This is a genomic window from Legionella bozemanae, from assembly GCF_001648595.1.
Lineage (GTDB): Bacteria > Pseudomonadota > Gammaproteobacteria > Legionellales > Legionellaceae > Legionella > Legionella bozemanae.
On sequence record NZ_LBAW01000002.1, the window covers coordinates 148,323 to 172,769 of the forward strand.

Here is a 24,447-nt window from a genome sequence, read left to right on the forward strand (position 1 = left end):
ATTTATAGGAAAAATGATGACCCAAGCGATTCAATTAAAAATTCTTGATTCTCGAATAGGTAATACTATTCCGCTGCCTACGTATGCAACCCACGGTTCAGCCGGATTGGACTTACGTGTTTGTATTAATGAGCCAATTCAAATTGCACCGCAAGAAACGGTATTATTGCCGACAGGATTGTCAATTTATATTGCTGATCCAAAATTAGCGGCTGTGATTTTACCCCGTTCAGGTTTAGGACATAAAAATGGTATCGTTTTAGGGAATTTAGTTGGACTCATTGATTCTGATTATCAAGGAGAACTCAAAATTTCTTGTTGGAATAGAGGAATTGAGCATTTCACAGTGAATCCCGGAGAGCGTATTGCGCAATTAGTTTTTGTTCCGGTTGTGCAAGCTGCTTTTGAAATAGTTGATGCATTTACTGAAACCTCCAGGGGTGACGGTGGATTTGGAAGTTCAGGGAGGAATTAAAATGAAATATCAGCAAAAGCAAGTAACTCGTTCAGTGTTCCGTGCTTATGATATCAGAGGCATTATTGGACAGGAATTGGATGAAAATGCTTTTTATAGCATTGGACTGGCTCTAGCCTGTTATTTGCGTGATTTGCAGCGCCAGCAAATTTTTTTGGCACGTGATGGTCGTCTCACTAGTTTTGCTATGGCTTCCGCCTTAAAACAAGGGTTACTGGACAGCGGAATCGATGTATTTGACTTAGGCGCGGTTCCTACGCCGGTTATGTATTTTGCAATTCATACTCAAGGCCTTGATTGTGGATTGATGGTAACAGGAAGCCACAACCCAGCAAATTACAATGGCATTAAAATGGTCTTGTTGGGTAAGACTTTAATGCAAGAAGATATTGATATTTTGTATCAACTGGTTCTTGACGGCAAGCGTGTTGTTGGCCAGGGTAAAGATACAGCATTTGATGTATTACCTAAATATGAGCAACGTATTAAAAGTGATATAAAAATCAAACGTCCATTAAAAGTGGTAGTTGATTGTGGCAATGGGATTGCTGGTCCGATTATACCGCAAATGCTTCGCGAACTGGGTTGTGATGTTATTGCACTTTATTGTGATGTAGATGGTCACTTTCCTAATCATCATCCCGATCCAACCATTGAGGCTAATTTAGCTGATTTGAAAACTGCAGTAGCAGCCCATAAAGCAGATTTGGGTTTAGCTTTTGATGGTGATGCCGATCGCTTAGGTTTAATTACGAATAACGGTGAAATGATTTGGCCTGATCGTTTGATGATGCTTTATGTTCGCGAATTATTAACTCGTCTTCCCGGAGCTACTGTAGTTTTTGATGTTAAATGCTCCAGTCATTTAGAGGCTGTGATCAAAGAAGCGGGTGGCATACCCAAAATGTGTCCTACAGGTCATTCTATTGTGAAACACGTGATGAAAAAAGAAGAGGCGGCTTTGGCTGGTGAAATGAGCGGCCATTTGTTCTTCAAAGATCGTTGGTATGGATTTGATGATGCCCTGTATAGTGCCTGCCGTTTACTTGAAATCATTAGCGCATCGGATATGACTGTAAGTGAGCAATTTGAAGCGATTCCCAATAGTATCAATACACCTGAATTGAAAATTGCTATAGCGGATGATGAGAAGTTCCAGTTTATGAAACGATTTAATGAAATGGCTGAATTTCCTCAGGCACGCGTTATTGCAATTGATGGATTACGTGTTGAATTTGATAAAGGTTGGGGGTTATTACGTGCTTCGAATACTACTCCTTGTCTCGTTGCTCGTTTTGAAGCGGAAGATAAGGACAATTTAGAGCAGATTCAGCAGTTATTTAAGAAACAGATGCATTTGTTAGATGACACATTGGAGTTGCCATTCTAATGTATGGTTGTAGCTACGTTCCGCGGCTTGTCCGCGGAATCCAGGAATCTTGCTCTGTGTCCGAATTTCTGGATCCTGCGGATAAGCCGCAGGAAGTAGGAAAGCTCAGTTTGTACAGCTTTATTGAGGGTTACAAAATTCCACGTAAATTATTTTGTTGAAAAGTCTTATAAAAAAGCACACACTAAGCTCAGTTACCGGCAAATTTTTACTATGATAAATGGAGTTTACGTTGGAACATTTAAAGTCTCTCAATACTCCCAAAACGATTAATCCTGCAAGTATGAGCAAGGTAGACATGCCCATAACAATTGGCTATGGCTGTCAGTTGACTATTGCTTCTTCTCAAGCATTGGCACATCATTCATCGCCAGTAGCTTTGCCACCCAAAGCCATGGAAGTCATAGATGCTTCATACCAGTTTTTGAAAGTTCACGTTGATTCAAGAGTTCCTATTTATGGTGTCAACACAAATTTTGGTGATCAGGTGCGTTATATTGATACGACGCTCAAAGATACTGATGCATCAGATTATTATGACTCGATTAATGAACGACAAGAAAACATTCTTCGCTCTCTTTCTTGCGGTCTAGGCGCAATTGTTTCACCTCATATTGTACGAGTAGCGATGATGCTGCGTGCACATTGTCTGGCACAAGGATATTCGGGTGTCCATCCTGAATTAATTAATTCACTTCTAGATTTTCTTAATGCAGGTATTACTCCTGTAGTTCGTTGTTATGGTTCTATTGGTGCCAGTGGTGATCTTATTCCTCTTTCTATGATTGCAGCAGCGCTTATTGGCGAACCTGTTGCAGTGACTTATCAGGACTGCGTGATGCTGGCACCCGAAGCGATTCAGTTAGCTGGCCTTAAGGCATATAAACCCGTAATGCGTGATGGGCTTGCCTTGATCAATGGCACGTCCTTTATGACGGCAATAGCCAGTTTGGCAGTCTATGATTTGCATCATTTATTCAAGCAAATGTTGGCTGCTATTGCCATGGCGTTAGAGTCTTTACTTGTGATCAGTAGTGCTTATCATCCTGTGGTACATCAACTAAAAAAACAGAAAGGTGAAATGACAATCAATCAATTTTTTATTGATTTCTGGGAAGGAAGTCAATTATTGATTGATTTAGATGAATTAAGAGCAACGGATTATACCTATAAACCAGTACAAGATTATTATTCAATTCGTTCTGTTCCCCAAGGATTCGGCCCATTCCATGAGAATTTGGAACGCGCAATCTGTTGGATAGAAAATGAAATGAATTCTGTGAATGATAATCCTGTTATTGATGTTGCTGCGAACAATATTTATCATAGCGCAAATTTTATGGGTTTTTATATCACTGATGCCTGTGATATTTTGAAAATGGATATTGCCCAAGCTTCAACCTGGATGCATGCATTGCTCGCTAATTTAGTTCATCCTCGTAAGAATCATGATTTACCGGTGAATTTAGTGCCTAATCCAAGTAAACATAATGGTTTTCGATCAATGCAGCTGTTAGCTGCAGCACTTGCAGTACAAAATCGCAAATTGGCCCAGTCACATCAGGCATTTACCTTACCTACAGAAGGTGATAATCAGGATGTAAATAGCTTGGGAACCCACGCTGCTTTTGATTTTCAAGAGTCAGTCGCCAATTTGGAGCGCCTCACAGCAATTTTGTTGCTGGCAGCAACGCAAGCACTTGAATTACGTGGTATTGAAAAAGCAAGTAAAAAAGCTCAATCTATTTATTACACAGTTCGTCAATATTCTCCAAAAATAGAAGATTGTAGGCCGATGTCAGAAGAAATTGAGATGGTTATTAATTTATTAAGGAATAATAAAATATAAAAAGGTAAGTGCTCAAATCCAATCGTCCTGCAGAAGTCAACATAAGACAGCCTGAGCTATTACTGTAAAGGAGTAAAATGTGTGTCGAGTGTCTCATTTATACCTAGGGCTTTTTTCATTCTTTATCGCTTCTCCAGTTTTGGCAACATCCGATTTTAACCTGCCTTTTGTCAATTCAGCGGGTTTGGGTGTTGCTTATGCTGATTGGGCAGCGGCTGCCAGTGATGCAAGTACGGCTTATACAAATCCAGCAGGCCTTGTTAAACTGCCTCATCAACAAATAGTGGGTAATGCATTAGGCATCATAGGCACTGCTCGATTCACAGGCTCTGCAGTTACCCCAACCTTTCCCTTTCCGTTTCCTGTTACACAGTCTGGAGAAGCACATAGCCAAATCAAGGCCTTTTTGCCTTCATTTTATTATTCAGCCCCTCTTACTCGACGCGTTGCTTTTGGTTTTAATTTGACAACTCCGTTTGGATTAGGCACAAATTATGGTTCTACACGGTCATCCATTGCTCGTTATGCTTCAACACGTTCTCAAGTTGTGGGTATTGATATAGGTCCAAGTTTGGGTGTGAAAATAACAGACCGTTTTTCTCTAGGTGCGGGATTTGATGCACTGCATTTGGCATTTACACTGAATAATATGTATGGCCCGCCTGTTTCTTTTCCCTTAGACTCAAGACTCGAAAATCATTTAAGTGGCTGGGGATACGGCGGTCATGGCGGCATTTTATTTGATTTTTCACCAGAAACTCGGGTTGGAGTGAGTTATTATTCTAAAATCTCGCTGACGACTAGAGGCCATAGCACCGTACATACGCCTGCGATAGGGCCCATGGTAGCAATCTTTAGAACCAATCAACAAGAAACAAAAGCGGCTTTGCCGGCCCGAGTCCAACTGAGTTTACAACATGATTTCACCAAACGCTGGACAGGAGTTGGCACAGTTTTTTACACCAATTGGAGAACATTTAATCAAATCACGATGGAAAATACGGAAACTCCTACTGGAGAAACGCGTTCAGTAACGATTCCTTTTAATTACCACAACTGTTTTGATTATGCAGTTGGTGCTACCTTTAAGGCAACTGAAAAAATATTATTCCGCGGCGGTATTCAATTCATGAGCACTCCTTCTAATGATCGTGATCGTGGTATTGCCGATCCTGTAGGGAGTGCGACTATTGTGGCAGTGGGAGCGCATTATCAACAAAATGCAAATTTAGGCTACGATGTGGGGGTTGGCCATTCGTTCTTTAACCAAATGCCGGTAAATCTAATTACCCCTTTGACCTCACTTAAAGGGCATACCAATACACAAACCACAGCGATTGGCGGACAAATTAACTGGAGCTTTGCATAACAAGCGTACGAGATTTTATTACCATAACTTGTTCTATGGAAATACCGGATTCGAATATTAATCGTTTAATAAAAAGGGGTTTATATTTGAGATTGTGAAGGATGTGGCAAGAAAAAGTCCCGTATTACGTTTCGCTAATACGGGCTACGCTTGACGGTCAGGGGTCAGACAGCGATGAAAGTTTTTTTTACATCACTGTTGGCTATAGAATAAATTTTGTGAGCATATCTCAGTTTTTATACATGGTATCCAGAGAGAATTAGATCTCAGATTCTGCAGTACTAAAACGCAGAAGTTTCTCAGTAATTTTTTGGATTACTTTTGAGCGTATTTCTTTTTCTCTTATAAAAAGATGCCCACTATTAAATTGATGAAATTCACAATGTCCTAATGAATGAGCGGACCATCCTAAATGATCTTCTGGAGAGACCCAGGTATCTTCTGTGCCTAAAAACACGGTAATACTTACTTTTAAAGGGGATTCATCCTGATAAGCATAGCTTTTTACAATGTTCATATCACCGATAAAAATCGGTAATAAGACTTTGATAATACTTTTGTTCATTCGTTCATCGCTGTAATCGACAATGCCGTTTTCTTTAAATACTATGGATAAAGCCGTTAATTGTTCATCGTCTAACCCACTGATTCGCTCTGCGTTTAAATCAAATAAGTTGATATTCATTTGGCGCAGTTTTGCCAAGAGATTATCCAAGCTTTTAGAGGGGATACGTGGGTCAGGATAGGCTGATGCAAAAAGATGGGCAGGTTGTGGCAAATTATGACGACGTAAATAGCGACTCAGTTCAAATCCAATAAGCGAACCAAAACTATGACCAAAAAAAGCAAAAGGTAAGTTGAATTGAGGTTTAAGTTGATTCGCCAATATTGAAACCAAAGTCTCAAGGTCAGCAAGAGGTTGCTCTTCCATCCGATTTTCCCTACCTGGTAATTGGATGGGGCATACTTCAATGAAATCAGGAAATTCCTGTTGCCATTCGCGATAAATTGAAGCGCCGCCACCGCCATAAGGAAAGCAAAATAAACGTACTTGCGCATTCTTCTGTATTGTTCGATTAGCGACCCAGAGAGTGGAGCTCTTTGGGGACTCTACTTCAGAGGAGAATTGCTTCGTCGATACAGTACTCGAATCCTTATGCGGCTGTGGGTACACTCTGGTGCTGTACTCTGTAGCGAGTTTCCGAAGAGGTCTATCAAAATGAGATTGTGGTTCAGGTGAGTCTTGTTGGGGACCTGGCCATTGGCTTGCTAATACATACTCAACAATCTCATGAATGGATGGACCTTGCATCATTAAGGGCAGAGAATAAGTAATACCTAAGTTAGTTTCTATGATTCGGATGACAGCAAGTGCCATGAGTGAGTCCATTCCCAGTTCATGTAGGGATTGGAATGGTTTGATGTCGTCTTGCGGCATTGAAAAGATAATCGCAAATTGCTCGGTTAAGTACTGAGTCAATTTGTTTTGACACACTTCATAAGGCAATGAGAAATCGAGTTGGAACTGGGATTGAATCTCCATAATTTGGTTAATTTGCAGCGTATCATTGAGCACGGTCATGCGCAGATCATGACATGCAGCGATCAAAGCATGATTTTTATCCAGCAAGTACCAGTCAGCAATGATGTATTTCCCTTCTGGATGCAGTTCTTTTAATACTGTGTAAATATATTTCTGATCTTCTAATGAGCCATAAAACTCAAGAGTTCCCATATGTGATGCAATATAGGGTTTGGTGAATTGCTTAGGCAATAATAAAAAGAGGGTCTGAATACAGGCATCAATAATGCCTGGATGCATCTGGGTAATAAATTGCTTCCCACGTTCTGAGGGCTTGGGTTCGCGTAACTCACAAAACAGTTCATCCTTATTGGCCCAATATTGATGCGCCCAACGAATGGTATCACCGGCGGGCATGCCCATACCTGTTATTCGGTTATAAAACGTTTCCGTAGTCCCTGAGATGGGGAGTCGCTGCAGGAGTTCGTACTTGGGTTCAAGTTGATTGAAGGAGGGTGAGCTATTCAGGGTTAAAATACCGTTTGCATGCTCTATCCAGGATTCGTTGCCATCATTGCTGTAAAAACGACATGATAATATGCCTTCTTCACCTGTTTGGATGATAAGTTGTACCAAAATCGTTTTCCCATCCAGAACTAATATGGGTGATAAATAATTGAGGTTTTGCACTGTAAAAGAAGCTTTTTGCGATAATTGCTTTGTTGCATACGCTAACATTTCCAGATAATAACCCGCATGTAACACATAAAAGGTATCCTGAACCTCAGGCATTACTTTAGTATCAAAGACAAATTCAAACTGTCGAGCTGGTAAAGGTGAAACAAGAATTTTGCCTCGCATCGGATAGGTTGTATTGATGCTTTCATTAAGACCTTGCTCTAAGGTTGGCCAATATGTTTTATGTTGCCATGGATAAAACGGCATATCCAGAGGTGCATAAGAACGATTTTCTTCATATTTTTTCCAATCAATCTGCGCATGGGACACATAGTTCTTCGCTAAAGCATGCAAATCCAGCGTGGAAAACTCAGATATTGGGATTGGTGTAGGAGATTTTTTTTGCTCGTGATTGATAAACACAAACTCATTTGGGACATCTGGACTTGTACGCAACGCAGCCAGCTTTTGGTAAAGATCAGTAACTGAATCCGTGATGATTGCTAGGCGTTGTGCATAATGAGAGCGCCTGATATGGAGGTTATAGCAAAGCTGTGCCAAATTTGTTTCCGGATTATTCTTTAAATAATCACACCAGCGCTCAATTAAAGCAAATAATGCAGATTTTTCTTTTGCGGAAAGAGTAAACAGTTCTTTATTCCTGGGGATTTTATCGGTAAAAATGGGTTCTTCATTTGAAGAAAGCTCGCGTAATACAAGATGTGCATTTGCACCACCAAAACCAAAGCCACTTACTCCAGCAATACCGACATCGCTGTATCTGGGTAATTGTTCTGGTTGCTTGGGAATCTGCAAAGAATAGCGTTCAAACGGAATATGGGGATTGGCCTGGTTAAAATTAAGATGTGGAGGAATTAAACCATTTTTTAAGACTAAAGCCGTTTTAATCACACTGATAATGCCCGCAGCAGGCTCCAAATGACCCATGTTGGTTTTAACAGAGCTAATCCAACATGGCTTATCAGTACCGCGATTTTTGCCGATTACTTCTCCTAAGGCTTGAACTTCAATCGGATCGCCAAGGAACGTGCCTGTTCCATGGCATTCGATATAGGAAACATGGGCAGGATCTGTTTTGGCTGTTCGATAAGCCGCTCTCAATAATTGCTCTTGCTGCAAACCATTAGGCGCTGTTAAGCCGTTTGTTTTGCCATCTTGATTTACTGCACTGCCAGTGAGTACTGCATAGACTTTGTCTTTATCCTGTAATGCCTTGGCTAGCGGTTTCAAAATAATGGCGCCTGCTCCTTCCCCTTGCACGTAACCATCTGCTTTGGCATCAAAAGTATGGCATTGTCCGGTAGGGGAAAGCATGCTTGCTTTGGCTAAAACCGAATGAATGGAAGGCAATAAATTGATATTTACTGCACTGACTAAGGCGGTATCACATAATTTTGCATGCAGGTTTAAACACGCTAATTGAATGGCGATGAGCGAAGACGAACATGCAGTATCTAATACCAGACTGGGGCCGCGCAAATCGAATAAATACGACAAACGGTTTGCTGCCATGCTGATGGCGCTCCCTGTAGGAATAAACAAGGCATCCATATCTGAATCCAGTTTTTGCAGATGGCTGAACTGACTGGCATACACACTGGAAAAAACACCCATATTAGAACCTGCTAAGGCATCAACAGTCAAACCCGCATCTTCAAATGATTCATAGGATACCTCCAATAGGATGCGTTGTTGCGGATCCATTCGCATGGCTTCGCGTGGGCTAATGCCAAAAAAATACGCATCAAACGCGTTAATCTGGGGTAAATAGCCTCCCCAATAAGCCAAATTGGCATCACGTTGAGCCATTTCGCGGGTGCCTTTCAACAGCTCCCAGCGTGTGTCAGGAATTGGTGAAATGACATTTTTGCCCTGGCATAATAAATCCCAAAATTCTTGCGGATTATTGGCTTCGGGCAAACGACAACTCATCCCAATAATTGCAACGGGGGTAAATAATTTTTCATTCTGTTCTTGCAAAAGCTTTTTGAGCTTTTGGATCATCAACAATGATTTTTTTAAAGTTGTTGTATCATTCATAAGTCAGCTCTAATTCTTTTAATTCCAATTCAAGCAGTTCATTGAGTTGGCCGTCATTTAATTGATCCAGATCAAGAGTTCCTTCTGCACTAAAAAGTGGTGCAGGTTCTGGTTCGCAGTTGATTTGCACGCGCTGTAGGATGTAATCAGTTAATTGATTTAAAGTGGGATAGCGATATAAATCCATCGGTGCGACTACATCAGGGAAATGCTTACCCAGTTGTTCGGTATAATCGATACCCGTAATGGAGTCCATTCCATAGTGTTGGAAGGGTGTTTCGCGGTCAATTTCAGTGGCTTCCAATCCTAATACCGAGGCAAAGCAATGTAAGACTAATGCAGTAATTTCTTCCTGGTTTAATGAGGAAACAACTGCTGCTTGGACGCTTGCAGCATGTTCGGCAACAAAATGGGTAAAGAAATCAAGTTGCTTGGCTGTTGCATTAACGTGTAAAAATTTTTTCCATTGAATGTTACATACTGTAATCTCAGCTGGGTTGAGTCTTAGCAAGGTATTAAATAAAGCGATTCCTTCTTTAATACTTAGAGAGGCCATCCCAACAGCATCTAAAAATGCATCATGACTGTGTCTATGGCTCATTCCTTTTTCTGACCAAGCTACCCAGTTAATACTTGATGCAGGTAACTGCATACTACGGCGATATAAGGCAAGGCCGCTCATAAATTCATTCGCCACTGCATAAGCACTAAGTCCTGCCATCCCAAAATGAGGAACTGCCGCGATGGAAGAAAACAATACAAAAGAAGACAATGGGGCTTGCAAAAAGAGTTCATGCAATACCATCGAGCCTTGTATTTTTACGCGTAATACATCACGCCATAATGCTTCATCCATATCAGCGATCGTGACATTATCCGTAGTGATTCCAGCTAAGTGAAAAACCCCATCAATAGATTGTTGCCACGCTTGTTCAGCGCCCATGATTACTTGGCGCATTTGTTCTTTATCAGCCACATCAACTGCAGCGTAGCGAACTTGTGCACCTTGGGCTTCTAGCTTTTTGAGCAAGATATTTTTTTCAGGCGTTTGTAGCGAGAGTTCTGTCGTACCGGTAAGTAAAATAAAACGTGTCCCTTGCGCTACAATAAATTCTGCGACTTCATAGCCTAAAGCGCCTAAACCACCGGTAATTAATGCAGCTGCGGGAGCTTTCCAGACAGGAAGTACTTTATCGTTTTGTGACCGTTCATGAAGAAGGAAGCGAATGGTATACCTTTCGGAGGCACGGTAGGCAATATGATTTTGTTTGCTTTGGTATAATCCTAACTCCTTAATCAGGATCTTGACATTTTGTTCTATGTTTTCATTCGCATCCAAATCAAGCAATAAAGCCTGGTATTTTGCTTGTTCGGCGGCAAAAATACGGGTCATGGACCAGAGATGATGTTGCCAGATATTAATGGTATCTGCGGAGGTAACGTGCTGCGCCGATTGCGATGTAAGACAAAAGGTTAATTGATGCGGCCAAGAATGCTGTACCATTGCTTGAAATAAATAGAGTAATGCCAGACTTGGATCGGCATGGTTTTCTTCATTTGAATCATCTATAGAGCATAACTGCTCGCATGCCCCTACGTCCCGCGGCTTGCCCGCGGGAGCCAACGATGCTATGGAATTTCTGGATCCCGCGGACAAGCCGCGGGACATAGTACGAGAGTGGGTAGTTACTGCGGAACATAAATAAATGACACCTATTAAATTGTCTTTGTGTTGCGCATGAAGTGTTGCAAAAAGCTGCTCATAATCTGCTTTTTGTGCGGCATTGATGGTGTACTCATAAGTATCAATTGAGGCAAATTGATTGCGGGCAAAACAATAAATACCCGCTTGTTCCCCAAGTTCTTGTTTTAATACAGGGACTGCCTCCGGTTCACAGAATATAAGCCATTTCCCTTTAGACCTCATTCCAAACTCTACTGCGGAGGTGAATTGCTTCGTCGATGCGGTGCTCGAATCCTCATGTACTGGCGTGTATACCCCGGTTCTGTGCTCCGTGTCGCCTCGCACTTCACTTCCCTCAGCGAGTTTGGAAAGAGGTCTAATTAATGCAGGCGGAGCCATTTGCGGATTTTTCTCCCACTGAGTGAGGTAGAGCCAATCTTGGATATCGACCAGCTCTGTATTGGCAACAGGAGGTTGAATTGCTGGTTGCAGCGTTGTCTGAGTTATAGGAGGTGTTTCTACCTCTTTTGTAGGTATCCAGCAGCGTCGTTTCGTAAATGGATAAGTAGGTAAAGAGATAAGGTTGGGTATTTGTTGGTATAATCGTTCCCAATCAACCTTTACCCCATTAATCCAATGCTGAACTAGTTCTTCATAGCGCTCAGTGCTGATTAATTCTTCCACGTGGGGGACTATTGGGTGGTTACTGTGCGCATTATGATTTACCCAGGTATTTGCTCCCTTGTCATGCGGATAATTTGCCAGGGCAGTAAGCAATTCATCTGTATTTGTTACGACTACCGCAAATCGCGCTGCCATGTGCTCTCGCCCTGTTTGTAAGGTAAAGCATGCATCTCTGAGCCACTCTTTATTTTGTGTATGGCTATTTTGTTGCACATAACGCTGCATTTGCTGTATTTGTATTGCCAAACGTTCTTCATTTAATGCAGATAATAAGAAAATATATGGGCTATTTACTGTACTTTGAGGTTTTATTGAGGGAACGTATTCTTCAATAATCATATGCACGTTGGCGCCGCCTGCACCAAAGGAGCTCACCCCAGCACGGCGCGGCGAATTATTCTCGGGTTGCCAATCGCTCAGTTCTTGCTGAACATAGAACGGTGAGTTTTGAAAATCAATAAAGGGGTTTAATTGCGTGCTATGCAATGTCGGCACTAATTGTTGGTGACGCATTTGTAAAAGTACCTTGGCCAATTGCGATATGCCTGCTGCAGACTCCAGGTGTCCAATATTGGATTTGACGGAACCAATCGCACAAAATTGCTTGTCTTCGGTATAGTGTTCAAAAGCATCTTGTAAGCCGCGAATTTCTATGGGATCACCCAATGCGGTTCCTGTGCCATGCGCTTCGATATAAGATATTGTTCGTGCGTCAATATTGGCATTTTTTAAAGCTTGGAGAATTACAGCAGCCTGGGCATTAGGGTTAGGAACAGTGTAGCCGCTGGTTTTGCCTCCATGATTCATGCTGCTTCCTTTGATTACCCCATAAATCCTATCATTATCGGCAATTGCAGTAGCCAAAGGTTTTAATAATACTGCGCCAACCCCTTCTGCCGGCACATAACCTGTTCCACCTTCAGCAAAACTCGCACAACGTCCTTGTTCCGACATAAAGTTAAAACTGCCCAGGAAGTGATACTTACTGGGGTGTAATGACAAATTAACGCCCCCAGCAATCGCCATCGCACAATCACCACGCAAGAGGCTTTCACAGGCTAAATGAATTGCTGCCAAAGAGGAAGAGCACGCTGTATCGACAACAAAGCTTGGACCATTTACATCAAGGAAGTAAGAAATCCGGTTTGCGACTGAAAACGATTGCACATCCAGCGGCACCCGGTTTCCTTTTTGCCACTCTTCGGCGATAAATAATGGGTAAAAATTATAAGTCACCCCAGCAAAGACACCGACTGAATTTTGGGCTTTACGTTTTAATTTGTCACGGGTGTAGCCCGCGTCTTCCAGGGTGGACCATACGGACTGCATGAACAAGCGTTCCTGCGGATCCATAAGTCCTGCATCGCGGGGTGAAATATTAAAGAACAGTGGATCAAATTTATCGACATCGGGAATAAAACCCCCATAAGGGAAATAGTGTTCTTTGCCTCCAATCGCTACAGGGTACTCTTTATAATTCCAGCGATCAGCAGGAACTTCACTGACACAGTCGCGTCCTGAACTTAAGTTTTGCCAAAACTCATCCATGGAGTTGGCCATAGGAAAGATACCGCTTAAACCGATAATGGCTATATCACGAGATGAATGACTTACTTTGGGCGTAGGGGCCATGGGTTTAACTATTTCCATTTCAAGAGGTGTTGCTACTGGCATGATGTTGCCTGCGAACACCAGGGTGGATAATTTTTCTTTATAATTTTTGAGCAAATAGTTGGCTAAATCGTTTAGTCGATTGCGTTCGTAGAGTAAGGTTTTAGGTAAGCTGCCAAAATCTTTTTCCAAGCGATTGGTAATTGCCAAGCCAATCAAGGAGTCTACTCCAAAAACCTCATAAGTTTCATCTGCTTGAATGAGTTCGGGAGAGGTATGTAATTGTTCTGCGAATATCTGCTGTAAATACATCAGGGTGTGTTGATAATTTATTGGAGAACTCACGTCTCGCACCTTGTGCGTGGGTTCCGTGGATGCCGTGGACAAACCACGGCACGGTGAGATCATAGAGGTTTGTGGCGTAGGCATGAAATTGAATTCCAAATCATACCAGTAACGCTGTTTGATAAATGGATAAGCAGGTAAAGAGCCCAAACGGTGTATCTTTTCTCCGAGATATACCTGTTGCCAGTCAATGACATAATGTTTCGTATATAAATCTGCCAGAATAAATAATTTATGACGATATTGCTCTGAATTTTCTGGTTGAACTAAGGCTTTAATTGCTGCCTGATACACTTCATCAAATACCGGCCCCTGGATCGTCCAGGTTTGCCCTTCATTCATCATGCAATACTCGGGAATTTCATGGTTGACTAATAAAGTCAACGCATTCACTAACGCATCAAGAGAATCTACTACTAGGGCACAGCGGTAAATAAAATGCGCTCGACCCGCATTGAGCGTAAAACTCAGTGCAGGCAGGGAAACGGTTTCTTTATTTTGATTCAGCCATTGCTGCAGATCCACTATTTTTTGCTGCATGCTTTCCTGCTGTTTGGCAGAAAGCGTGATTAAATAGTAGGGTTTTGCTTGCCGGTTTTCTGTCTTTTCCTGATGGGGGCGGCCTTCCTCAAGCACAATATGGGCATTGGTTCCACCAAAGCCAAATGAGCTGACTCCAGCACGCAATGGAATCTCATTGCCAGCTTCATTTTTGATGCGCTGCCAGGTTTGGGTTTCTTTGGGAATATAAAACGGTGTACCGGTTAAATTGATGTAGGGATTTAATTCATGCAAATGCAAAATACCCGGGAGGGTTTCATGAGTCATGGCCAAAATCAGCTTAATCACTCCTGCAATTCCTGATGCTGGTTCTAAATGACCGATATTCGTTTTTACAGAACCTAAGGCAATCGAGTTTTGCTTGGCGCCGGACGACAGTAACGTCGCAAATGCACGTTTTAAACCTTCAATTTCAACAGGGTCACCTAAGGCAGTACCTGTACCATGAGTTTCAATATAAGTTACCGTACCAGGGTCGAAATGGGCTTGGGTATAGGCACGAATCAATAGCTCGCTTTGTGCCGCTGCATTGGGTGCAGTCAAAGATTGCGCCTTACCGCCATGATTTACTGCAGAGGCTTTAATGACTCCATAGATATGATCTCCGTCTTCTTGTGCTTGCTTTAAAGGTTTCAGTAAAAGACCGGCTACACCTTCTCCTTTAACATAGCCGTCTGCGGTTTTAGCAAAAGTTTTGCAACGACCCTCTGCGGACAAGGCTCCCAGTTGGCTGGTGACTACTAGAGTATCAGGACTCAATATAAGGCTCACGCCGCCTGCAATAGCTAAATCGCATTCGCCATGACGAATTGCTTGTACTGCACGGTGGATTGCAACTAATGAGCTTGAGCATGCTGTATCAATGGCTTCACTTGGGCCTTGAAAATTGAAAAAGTAGGAAACACGATTGGCAATCATGCTATGTGAATTACCCGTAGCGATAAAGCCATGGTGTTCTTTTTGTTGTTTGGCAATTAATGTCTGATATTCGCTAAACTCAACGCCGGCAAAAACACCAATGTTCTGTGAGGATAATGCAAAGGGATCATAGCCTGCATCTTCAATGGTTTTCCATACAATTTCCAAAAAGAGTCGTTGTTGCGGATCCATAAGATTTGCTTCGCGGGCGGAAATATTAAAAAATCCTGCATCAAATTGATCGAAATTGTTGATAAAAGCGCCCCATTTGGAGTTACTTTGATGTGCTTGATTTCCGTAATAATCACGCCAGTCCCAGCGTTCTATAGGGATCTCGGTCACTAAATCATCACCTTGGAGCAAATGGTGCCAAAATGCTGCAAGATCATCGGATTGCGGAAAAAGCCCATGCATGCCAATAATGGCAATTGATTGGGCTCCATCAGTTGCTATGTGCCTAGGCTTGACCGCAGGAACATGAGTTGGCAGTTGCGCTGCTGCCTGATGTGTTTTGGCTACAGTTTCTGGAAATTGGTTCATTAGGTATTGACTGATTGCGCGCACGCTACTGTGCGTAAAAAAGACGGCAGGGGTAAACTCGATTTGGTAGTGTTCGCTGATCTTTTTAGCCAATTCAATAAAATGCACTGAATCCATCCCATATTCACCAAGATTTTTTTCTGGTGCAATTCGGTGTTGGTTCATTTTCAATATTTGGACGACTTGCCGAGTAAGAAACGAGCTTATCTTGTCGATAAGTGCATTGTGCATTAATGGCAAATGGGTTTGCCTTTCTTGAGTTGAACTGCATTGGTTCACATCAGAGTACCAGTAACGTTCCTTGGCAAAAGGATAAGTAGGCAAGGATATTTTTTTCTTGGATTCATCTGCATGGATTTGCTTCCAATCCAGATCCTGGCCTTCTACATAGAGTTTTGCCAGAGCCAGTAATGCTTCTTTATATTGAGAAAGCTGAGACAATTGATGCATCAGAAGCGGCAATAGAGTGGGTGTGGTTTCAGGCGTGTTTGCTCCATTAGACCTCACTCCAAACTCTACTGAGGAGGTGAATTGTTTCGTCGATGCGGTGCTCGAATCCTCATATACTTGCATGTACACTCCGGTTCTGTGCTCCGCGTCTCCTCGTACTTCACTCTCCTCAGCGAGTTTGGAACGAGGTCTAATTATTTGGAGAAACAACTGGGCAGGCTGTTGTTGTGCTTTAAATTGTTGGATGAAGCGGATTGCCTCCTCCAGCGAACTGACTACCATAGCACAACGACAATCAAAATGAGTTCTGCCTGCATTTAATGTGTAACTGACTTGTTCCAGTTCTGCGGATGGATTGTTTCCCAACCAATCCAATAAATCATCCAGACGTTGATTTAATGCAAGTTCGGTCTTGGCAGAAATTGTGAGCAAATAATGTGATTTGCTTCTTGTCGGTGCCGGCAATACTTCCGGTGCTTCAGATAAAATCAGATGGGCATTAGCACCTCCTGCCCCAAAAGAGCTGATTCCGGCAATGCGCGGGGCATTGGCTAATGGTCGTTGCCATTCACTGACAGTTTGCTGCACGCGAAATGGTGTGGTGGACCAATTGATGTTGCTATTTAATGGTTCAGAAAAAAGCGAGGGAACCAGGGTATGATGTTGCAATTGCAAGACCACTTTGGTGACGGCAGCAATCCCTGCAGCAGATTCACAATGACCAATATTGGATTTTACTGAACCAATAGCACAATATTGTGGCATTTTTCTTTGGCCAAATACCTTATTTAGCCCGGCAATTTCAATGGGATCGCCGAGGGATGTTCCAGTGCCGTGCGCTTCAATATAGCTGACTTGTGCTGGGTCAATGTCGGCTTTTTGGTAGGTTTCAGCAAGCAAGTCTGCTTGTGCATTAGGATTAGGCACGGTGTAACCGTTTGTTTTTCCACCATGATTGAGGTGGCTGCCTTTAATCACTGCATAAATAAGGTCGCCATCTGCAAGTGCTTTATCTAGGGGTTTTAACAGGATTGCACCAACAGCTTCGCCCGGCACATAGCCATCCCCACCCTCACCAAAACTGCGACAATGCCCATCACGTGCTAAAAATTTTCCATGGCTTAGTAAGAGGTATTTATTGGGATGCAGGGATAGGTTTACTCCTCCAGCAAGGGCCATCTCGCATTCGCCTTCATGAATGCTTTGGCATGCTAAATGGATTGCTGTAAGCGAAGAAGAACACATCGTATCCAGTGCGATACTCGGACCATGAAAATCAAAAAAGTAGGAAACTCGATTGGCAATTGAAGCAAATAACGAGTTTGTTGGGATAAATTGACCGGAATCAGAGGGTTCGCTATCAAACAACTGATACTGTCCATACATGACTCCGACATACACACCAACTTTTTTCCCCACTAATGCGTCACGCGCATATCCGGCATCTTCTATAGTTTTCCATGCGGTTTCTAAAAACAATCGCTCCTGGGGATCCATTAATGCGGCTTCACGTGGTGAAATATTAAAAAAGAGGGGATCAAATTGATCTACATCCGTTAAAAAGCCACCCCATTTACTGTACGTTTTACCCGGATGATTCACATCAAAATAGTCCGCTAATGCCCATCGCTCCTTGGGAATTTCGCGAATACAGTCTTTGCCTGCATACAGATTGTGCCAAAATTCGGTTAAATCTTTCGCTTCAGGATAACGCCCGCTAATCCCAATAATGGCGATAGGCTTTTTCGAAAACGCTACTTCAGAGGCGAATTGCTTCGCCGATACGATGTGCGAATCCTTATGGGATTGCATGTACATTCCGGTTCTGTACTCTGTGTTTCCTCGCTCTTCGCTCTCTGTAGCGAGTTTCTGAAGAAGTCTAATATCCTGTGATTTTGTCGTATTTTTTGTAAAATCAAGACATCTGGGTGCTGTCATTGAGTTAAGGAGTTGTGTCATTCCCGCGTGGGTGGGCGTCTTTTCCTGAATTGGCATTGGAGTTTGATTCGTGTTAGATCTCCGGTTGTGCGAGGATGCCATTTCCGCATTAGATAAACGCTGAATTAATTCATCTGCCTCATGTTTCATGAAGTATTCAGCTAAATCAACCAAGTTTTGATATTCAAAAAATAATGTTTTGGGTAGTTCCCTGAATTCATTGGCCAAACGCTGATTCAGTTGAATGATCATCAACGAATCAATGCCATAATGTTCAAAAGGCAAATTCCTATCGATTTGCTCTGGCAAACACTTTAAAGTTTCAGCCAGTATTTTTCTTAAAAAATCCTCGGTTTGTTCCTGTAAATTGGGGTTGATCTCCTGGGGCTGAGTGGCTAGTGTTTGTTTCAGTACAGAGTTATTTTGTAAGGCGTTGATGAGTTTTTGTTGATAGCCTGGAAGAACAATACAATTTGGGAGATTGTTCTGTAATGCCTGCAAGAATGCGATGAACCCCTGTTGTGTAGATAAGCTTAAGATGCCTATGGTTTTTTCAAGTTCTTGTTGGTATTCAGGAGCAATATGTAATCCCCCTTCTTCCCAAAGTGGCCAGTTAATCGAAACAGTATATCCGGAACAATGGCCAAGTCTTCTTTGCTGTTCCCGTTCGTGAGCAAATTCATCTAGAAAACAATTGGCATAGGCATAATCACTTTGCCCTGCATTGCCAAACACGGCTGCTACAGATGAAAACAGCACAAAGAAATCTAAAGATTCTTTCAGTGTTGCGGCATGCAGATTGCTGGCGCCATAAATTTTAGGTTCTAAAACTTTTGCTATTTCGGGGACTGTTTTATTCACAACAAACTCATCATGGGTAAGGCCCGCAGCATGAATAATACCGTTAATTGTGCCAAAATGTTCTTTAGTGTTTTGAATAAGAGCCTGGACTTCCTCGTAAGATGATATATCAGCGGGTACATAAACTACCGAGGCATTTTGCTTTTCCAGCTCTGCAATTCGGTTTTGGTAGTGAGCAGACATAGGGGCGCGACCGGTTAATACGATTTTGGCCTGATAATGTTCTGCTAAATATCTTGCGAACAAATAACCTAGTCTTCCCATTCCGCCAGTAATTAAATAAACCCCTGACTTTTTGAGAGTTGGTGTAACCGTTAGGGGTGGAGTAAAGGCTTCGTAACGTCGAATATAACGGTGATTCTGTTTATCGTATCGAACTTCAATTTCATTTTGGGTTAATTCCTGGGCAAGTAGACTCAGATCATGCAATTCAATAAAACGACATGAAATGTTGGATTGTTCTTGATGCAGGCTTTTTGCAAATCCAACTAAAGCACGTGAAAAAAGAGAAGGTTCTTTACCGATACAAATTAATTGGACTGGTTTTTTAGGTTTTAATTTACTGATCTGGGTTACTAACGTATGAACCAGGTAATAGGTTTGCTCCAAGTTTTTTTGGATCTCTTTAAGCGAAAAGAGAGGGTCATTGAATTCTTCCAGAGCAATAATAATGTAGTCGCTCAATGAGGCTAGAGAAAGATGGGCGGCCTGGGAATCCTGTATTCGTTGACACGATGTAGTATGCTCAGCAAATTGTGTTTTTATCAATCGTACTGACTGTTCATTATTTCCTAGAATCAGTATGGAATCTGGATGTTTTTTTGTTACCGAATGCAAAGGTTGGGCAACCCATACAGGAGAATAGTGGGCGACAGTTGCCTCCGGTTTAGTGGAGTCATGTACTGCACTTAAGGTAAATCCTGTAATAACCAACAAGAGTGTCCCTTTGGCATCGGTGACTTGAATATTAAAAACGGGCATATGCTGATTATCTACAGAAGAAACCAGATTGGCATATACGTAACAGGTATTTGGTAAAGGCTTATAAATATCCACTTGGGTAATAGAAAAAGGCAGATAAAGCACTTCACGATTTTTAAGCAAAGCCTGGGTTGTTTGTAACATTCCATCGAACAAACAAGGATGTACTATAAATTCACCATTCCTGCTGGACAAAGAGGAAGGCAGGGTTAGTTCTGCCAAGAGATTCGTCTCATTAAAATGGAGGGTCTGAATGACACGGAAGCTCGGGCCATAGCTTATGCCTGCATTCTCAAAATAAGTATAAATGGTATCGGGATCTTGAGTATGGGGTAATGCTAATTTTAATTCCTCAATGTTCAGGCTGGTATGAGGCACATCAGGAGAGTTATCCGGATAATGCATATTTCCGCTAGCATAATGAATCATTTCCTCTTTGTCAGTGATTGTAAATGAGACTCCATCAGTTTCAGGAATTATGCGGACATACAGTAGCTTGGACCAGTCCGAGGTTTTTATTGGCTTTTTCCAGATGATTTTGCTTAAAGAGGTTAGTTGCTGATTACCTAAAGCCAAACTGGCGGCAACCTGAGCCATTTCCAAGCATACGGCGCCAGGCAATACGGGTTCATCATGTACTCGATGCTCTCGCAAATAAAATTCATCTCCTGAAAATTGTTCACTAAAAATAGATGGGGAACAGGCAGAGCTCTTTTCGTCTTTGAAAAGAGCTCTTTTTTTGCTCGCTACCCAATGAGATTCTTTGGCAAATGGATAAGTAGGAAGTGAGATTTTCTCTTGATAATCCCCATAGATTGTATGCCAGTCAATCGATTTGCCCTGCAGGTAATTTCTGCGTACCTGATGTAAGGCAGCATTATCATGATTTGTACTGGATGATTCTTCCATAAATATGTGACGCTCTAGATCCTCACTGGATAAACTAGATCGCAATTGCTCTTTTAATTCGGCGACTGTTTTCACGATGACACAAAAGCGTTTGGCAAAATGTTGTCTGCCTGCATTTAAGGTATAACTGAGTGAAGCCAGGCTAGCTAAATCCTGTTGCTGATCCAGCCAGTTGAGCAAATCAGCAATCCGCTGCTGCAAAGCGGTCATTGTCATCGCTGATAAACAAATCAGATAAGAGAAATGATTAGGGGATGGGGCGTGTGTGCGTTCTGGACTTTCCTCAAGGATAATATGAGCGTTTGCACCACCAAAGCCAAATGAACTTACTCCCGCTCTTCTGGGAGTATCTGCTGTTTTCGGCCATTTAGTTGTTTTATTAAGGAGATAAAATGGGCTGTCTTCGATTTCAATATAAGGATTTAATTCATGGAAATGCAAATTCGCGGGTAATATCTCATGGCGCATAGCAAGCAAGGTTTTAATAATCCCTGCAATACCTGCTGCAGACTCCAAATGGCCAATATTAGTTTTTACGGCTCCTAATCCACAATACTGTTTTGGCAAGGCTTCCAGCTGCTGCTCTAATGCCAGGTGTTGAAATGCTTTTTTTAAGCCATTAATTTCGATGGGATCCCCTAGTGGCGTTCCGGTTCCATGGGTCTCGATATATTGAATGCTGTCGATGGGTATTTGAGCGCGTTGACATGCAGAAATGATTGCTTCTGCTTGAGCATTGGGATTGGGTGCAGTAAGCGTATTAACATGCCCGCCATGATTCACTGCTGTTCCTTTGATTATCCCATAGATGTGATCGCCATCGTGCAACGCCTGGGTTAATTTTTTCAATAGAATGGCACCTGCACCTTCACCGCGAACGTATCCATTGGCGTTTTTATCAAATGTTTTGCAACGCCCATCGTCACTTAACATGCCCGCTTGATTCGCTGCAATAAAGGATGTGGGGGTGATTAACGTATTTACCCCTCCTGCAAGTGCAAGCTCACAATCACCTTGCAAAATCGCATGGACTGCCTGGTGAACAGCAACCAGAGAGCTGGAGCATGCCGTATCAATTGTTTCACTCGGTCCGCGCAAGTTTAAAAGGTAGGATATACGATTAGCAATCATACTATTCATGGTGCCCGTAGTAAGATAGGCATCCATTACCTCATTTTTTTGCAACAACTCGGCATAATCATGGTTAAATACACCGACAAACAAGCCTGTTTTCAATGCAGCAAGAGTGGATGGGGCGTACCCTGCATCTTCAATTGTTTTCCAAACAGTTTGTAAAAATAATCGTTGTTGGGGATCAATTAATTCTGCTTCGCGAGCTGAGATATTAAAGAACGTTGCATCAAATTGATCGATATGATCAATAAAACCACCCCAGCGTACGGTTAAATCTTGCCAGTTCCAGCGTGATAAAGGTACTTCACTGATACAATCTTTTCCCTGCAATAAATTATCCCAAAAGGTATCTATATCGGGTGCTTGCGGGAAAATGCCGCTCATTCCAATAATGGCGATGTCGTTTGTTTCCTTAATAGGGTATTTTGCCTCCTCCGCTACAGACTTCCCGGTTTTTTTATCTAATAAATCCGTATAAAATTCTGCTAAAGTAGTATATTCATACAAAGCTGCGGGGGATAATGAGAGCTGGTAGGTCTCGTTAAGTAGGGCTGTAAGCTGAATGATATTAATTGAATCAAAGGAGTATCGGCTCAGAGGTGCACCCAAGTCGATTTCTTTTTCATCTATTTTCAATACATTGGCTATCAGAGTCGTAAATTGATGTTCCTTGTCACGGGTTGCATGCTGATTTCCCGTGAGCTTTTCTGGTGAGTCTTGGGTTAATATGGCAAGGTTTTGCTCATTGAATAATCGTTGCGCTTTTTTCCGTTGCAGTTTGCCGCTACCTGTTTTGGGAATTGCTCCTTGAGGGCTTAACACGACTTCATGAACTTCCACACCATGATGTTTGGTAATGGCATGACGAATCGCATTCTTGATTTTAGGCCATAGTGATGCAGGGGTTTCTTCAGACAGTTCCTGCACAATAATAATTTTTTCTTTACCCCCATTTTCTGTAGAAAAGGCGACTTGAGGGAGTTTGATCTGGAGTTTGGAAAGGGCATTGGCGACGGTGATTTCCAAATCCAGTGGATAATATTTTTTTCCATAAATAACAATGACTTCTTTTAATCTTCCAGTTAAATAAATTTCATTATCCAGGATAAATCCAAGATCCCCGGTTTTAAAATAGCGGAGATCGCTGCCAGGTATCGTTGCATTGAATACTGCTTGGGTTTCATCGGGTCGTCGCCAATAACCAAGGGCCAATGATTTGCCGGATAACCAAATTTCACCAGTTGCCCCAGCAGCAACGGGCTGTTTTGTTTCTGGATTAACAACGATTGCCTGCAATCCCCTTAATAATTTACCACTGCTGACCAATCGTCGTTGTAGGGGATTCGCATCATCTTGGAGGGATAAAAAATGCGGTTCACTATCAAAAGATGTTACTGCGATTGCGCCGGATAATTCAGACATACCGTATGCGGAACAAAATTGTTTTAATTGAAAACCACAGGCTTGGAATTTGGAAACGAAATCCATAAGCGTTTGGTGTTGAACACTATCTCCGCCATTGATTGCTACTTTCCAGTGTTTTAAATTAAGCCCCGCACGCTCTGCATCTTTAATGTCGCGTACACACACATCGTAACCAAAATTAGGACAACCACTGTGTGTTACACGATATGTTGAAATAGCAGATAACCAGCTAATAGGTCTGTTGATGAATGCAGCTGGAGGTACAATAAAAGCGGGGGTTCCGTGGTAAAGCGGTACCAATATGCCGCATACTAACCCATATACATGGGTATGGGGAGCCCAGGTCAAGGTCACACTCTTCTTGGTGTAATGCCAAACCTTTATGGTTTCTTGCAAACTATGCTGCAAGTTTCCATGGGTGATAATTGCTGCTTTAGGAGCGGAAGTTGAGCCTGAGGTATATTGCAAATAGGCTATGGTGTCCTTATTAATGGGAATTGATTGGAAATTTGAAGTTGATTGGGTCTTGAGCACATCAGTAGCCAATATCAGTGCTTTTCTTTTCAGGATTGATTCAATGCGTGAATGGTACAAAGACAAGCTTAAAACGGCAGCAATATCGGCATCTTCAGCAATGGCATTCAGGAATGCCTCATGTTTCAAAAAGTCATCAATTTTAGGGCAAGGTATTGGCACGGCGATCACGCCAGCATACCAACATCCCAGCAAACTCGTTATAAACTCGACTCCCGTTGGATAAAGAAGAATGACGCGATTACCACTTATTTGATGAGTTTGTAAATGGGCCGCAATAATTTTTGCTTGCTGATCCAATTCAGCTAAAGTAAGTTCTGCGGTTTTGTGCTCCCCGTCTTCCAAATAGCAAATGGCTTTTTGATGAGGATGTTTTTGCGCCCTATTTTGTACTACATGAACAATATTTTGCATGAGCAACTTCCGTTTGCTAAGTCAATCACTTAATTTGCATCATGCTATCAATACTCACGGATAATGTCATCTGCTATCAAGAATCAGGGGCTGTAAACAGACCCCGGTTTTTTA

Annotated in this window: 6 protein-coding genes; 4 read left to right on the plus strand and 2 right to left on the minus strand. The window is 42.2% G+C overall.

What is annotated here, in order from left to right; translation table 11 throughout:
• Positions 1-16: 16 nt before the first annotated feature.
• From dut to A8O27_RS02885, 4 genes are all read left to right on the plus strand, one after another.
• Entirely contained in the window at positions 17-475 is a 459-nt protein-coding gene (gene dut / locus A8O27_RS02870) for a dUTP diphosphatase (RefSeq protein WP_058458083.1), read from the plus strand.
• A 1-nt stretch (position 476) separates the two neighbouring features.
• Entirely contained in the window at positions 477-1,865 is a 1,389-nt protein-coding gene (locus A8O27_RS02875) for a phosphomannomutase/phosphoglucomutase (RefSeq protein ID WP_058458084.1), read from the plus strand.
• Positions 1,866-2,097: 232 nt separating this feature from the next.
• The gene (locus tag A8O27_RS02880) at positions 2,098-3,714 is read left to right on the plus strand and encodes an HAL/PAL/TAL family ammonia-lyase (RefSeq protein ID WP_058458085.1); all 1,617 of its coding nucleotides are present in this window, start codon (positions 2,098-2,100) and stop codon (positions 3,712-3,714) included.
• A gap of 79 nt (positions 3,715-3,793) precedes the next feature.
• On the plus strand, positions 3,794-5,083 hold the full coding sequence (locus A8O27_RS02885; protein ID WP_058458086.1) for an OmpP1/FadL family transporter: 1,290 nt from the start codon (positions 3,794-3,796) through the stop codon (positions 5,081-5,083).
• 259 nt (positions 5,084-5,342) lie between these two features.
• On the opposite strand, the gene A8O27_RS02890 is transcribed toward A8O27_RS02885, so the two are convergent.
• Positions 5,343-9,344 (minus strand): beta-ketoacyl synthase N-terminal-like domain-containing protein, encoded by a 4,002-nt coding sequence (locus A8O27_RS02890; RefSeq protein WP_058458087.1) that lies wholly within the window; start codon positions 9,342-9,344, stop codon positions 5,343-5,345.
• Entirely contained in the window at positions 9,337-24,333 is a 14,997-nt protein-coding gene (locus A8O27_RS19275; protein WP_064115054.1) for an SDR family NAD(P)-dependent oxidoreductase, read from the minus strand. The genes A8O27_RS02890 and A8O27_RS19275 overlap by 8 nt, the downstream gene beginning before the upstream one ends.
• Positions 24,334-24,447: the final 114 nt, after the last annotated feature.

Excerpts from the sequence above, each read along its gene's own strand:
- dut (WP_058458083.1), top strand. The coding sequence starts at position 17 with ATGACCCAAGCGATTCAATTAAAAATTCTTGATTCTCGAATAGGTAAT.
- A8O27_RS02875 (WP_058458084.1), top strand. The coding sequence starts at position 477 with ATGAAATATCAGCAAAAGCAAGTAACTCGTTCAGTGTTCCGTGCTTAT.
- A8O27_RS02890 (WP_058458087.1), bottom strand. The coding sequence starts at position 9,344 with ATGAATGATACAACAACTTTAAAAAAATCATTGTTGATGATCCAAAAG.
- A8O27_RS19275 (WP_064115054.1), bottom strand. The coding sequence starts at position 24,333 with ATGCAAAATATTGTTCATGTAGTACAAAATAGGGCGCAAAAACATCCT.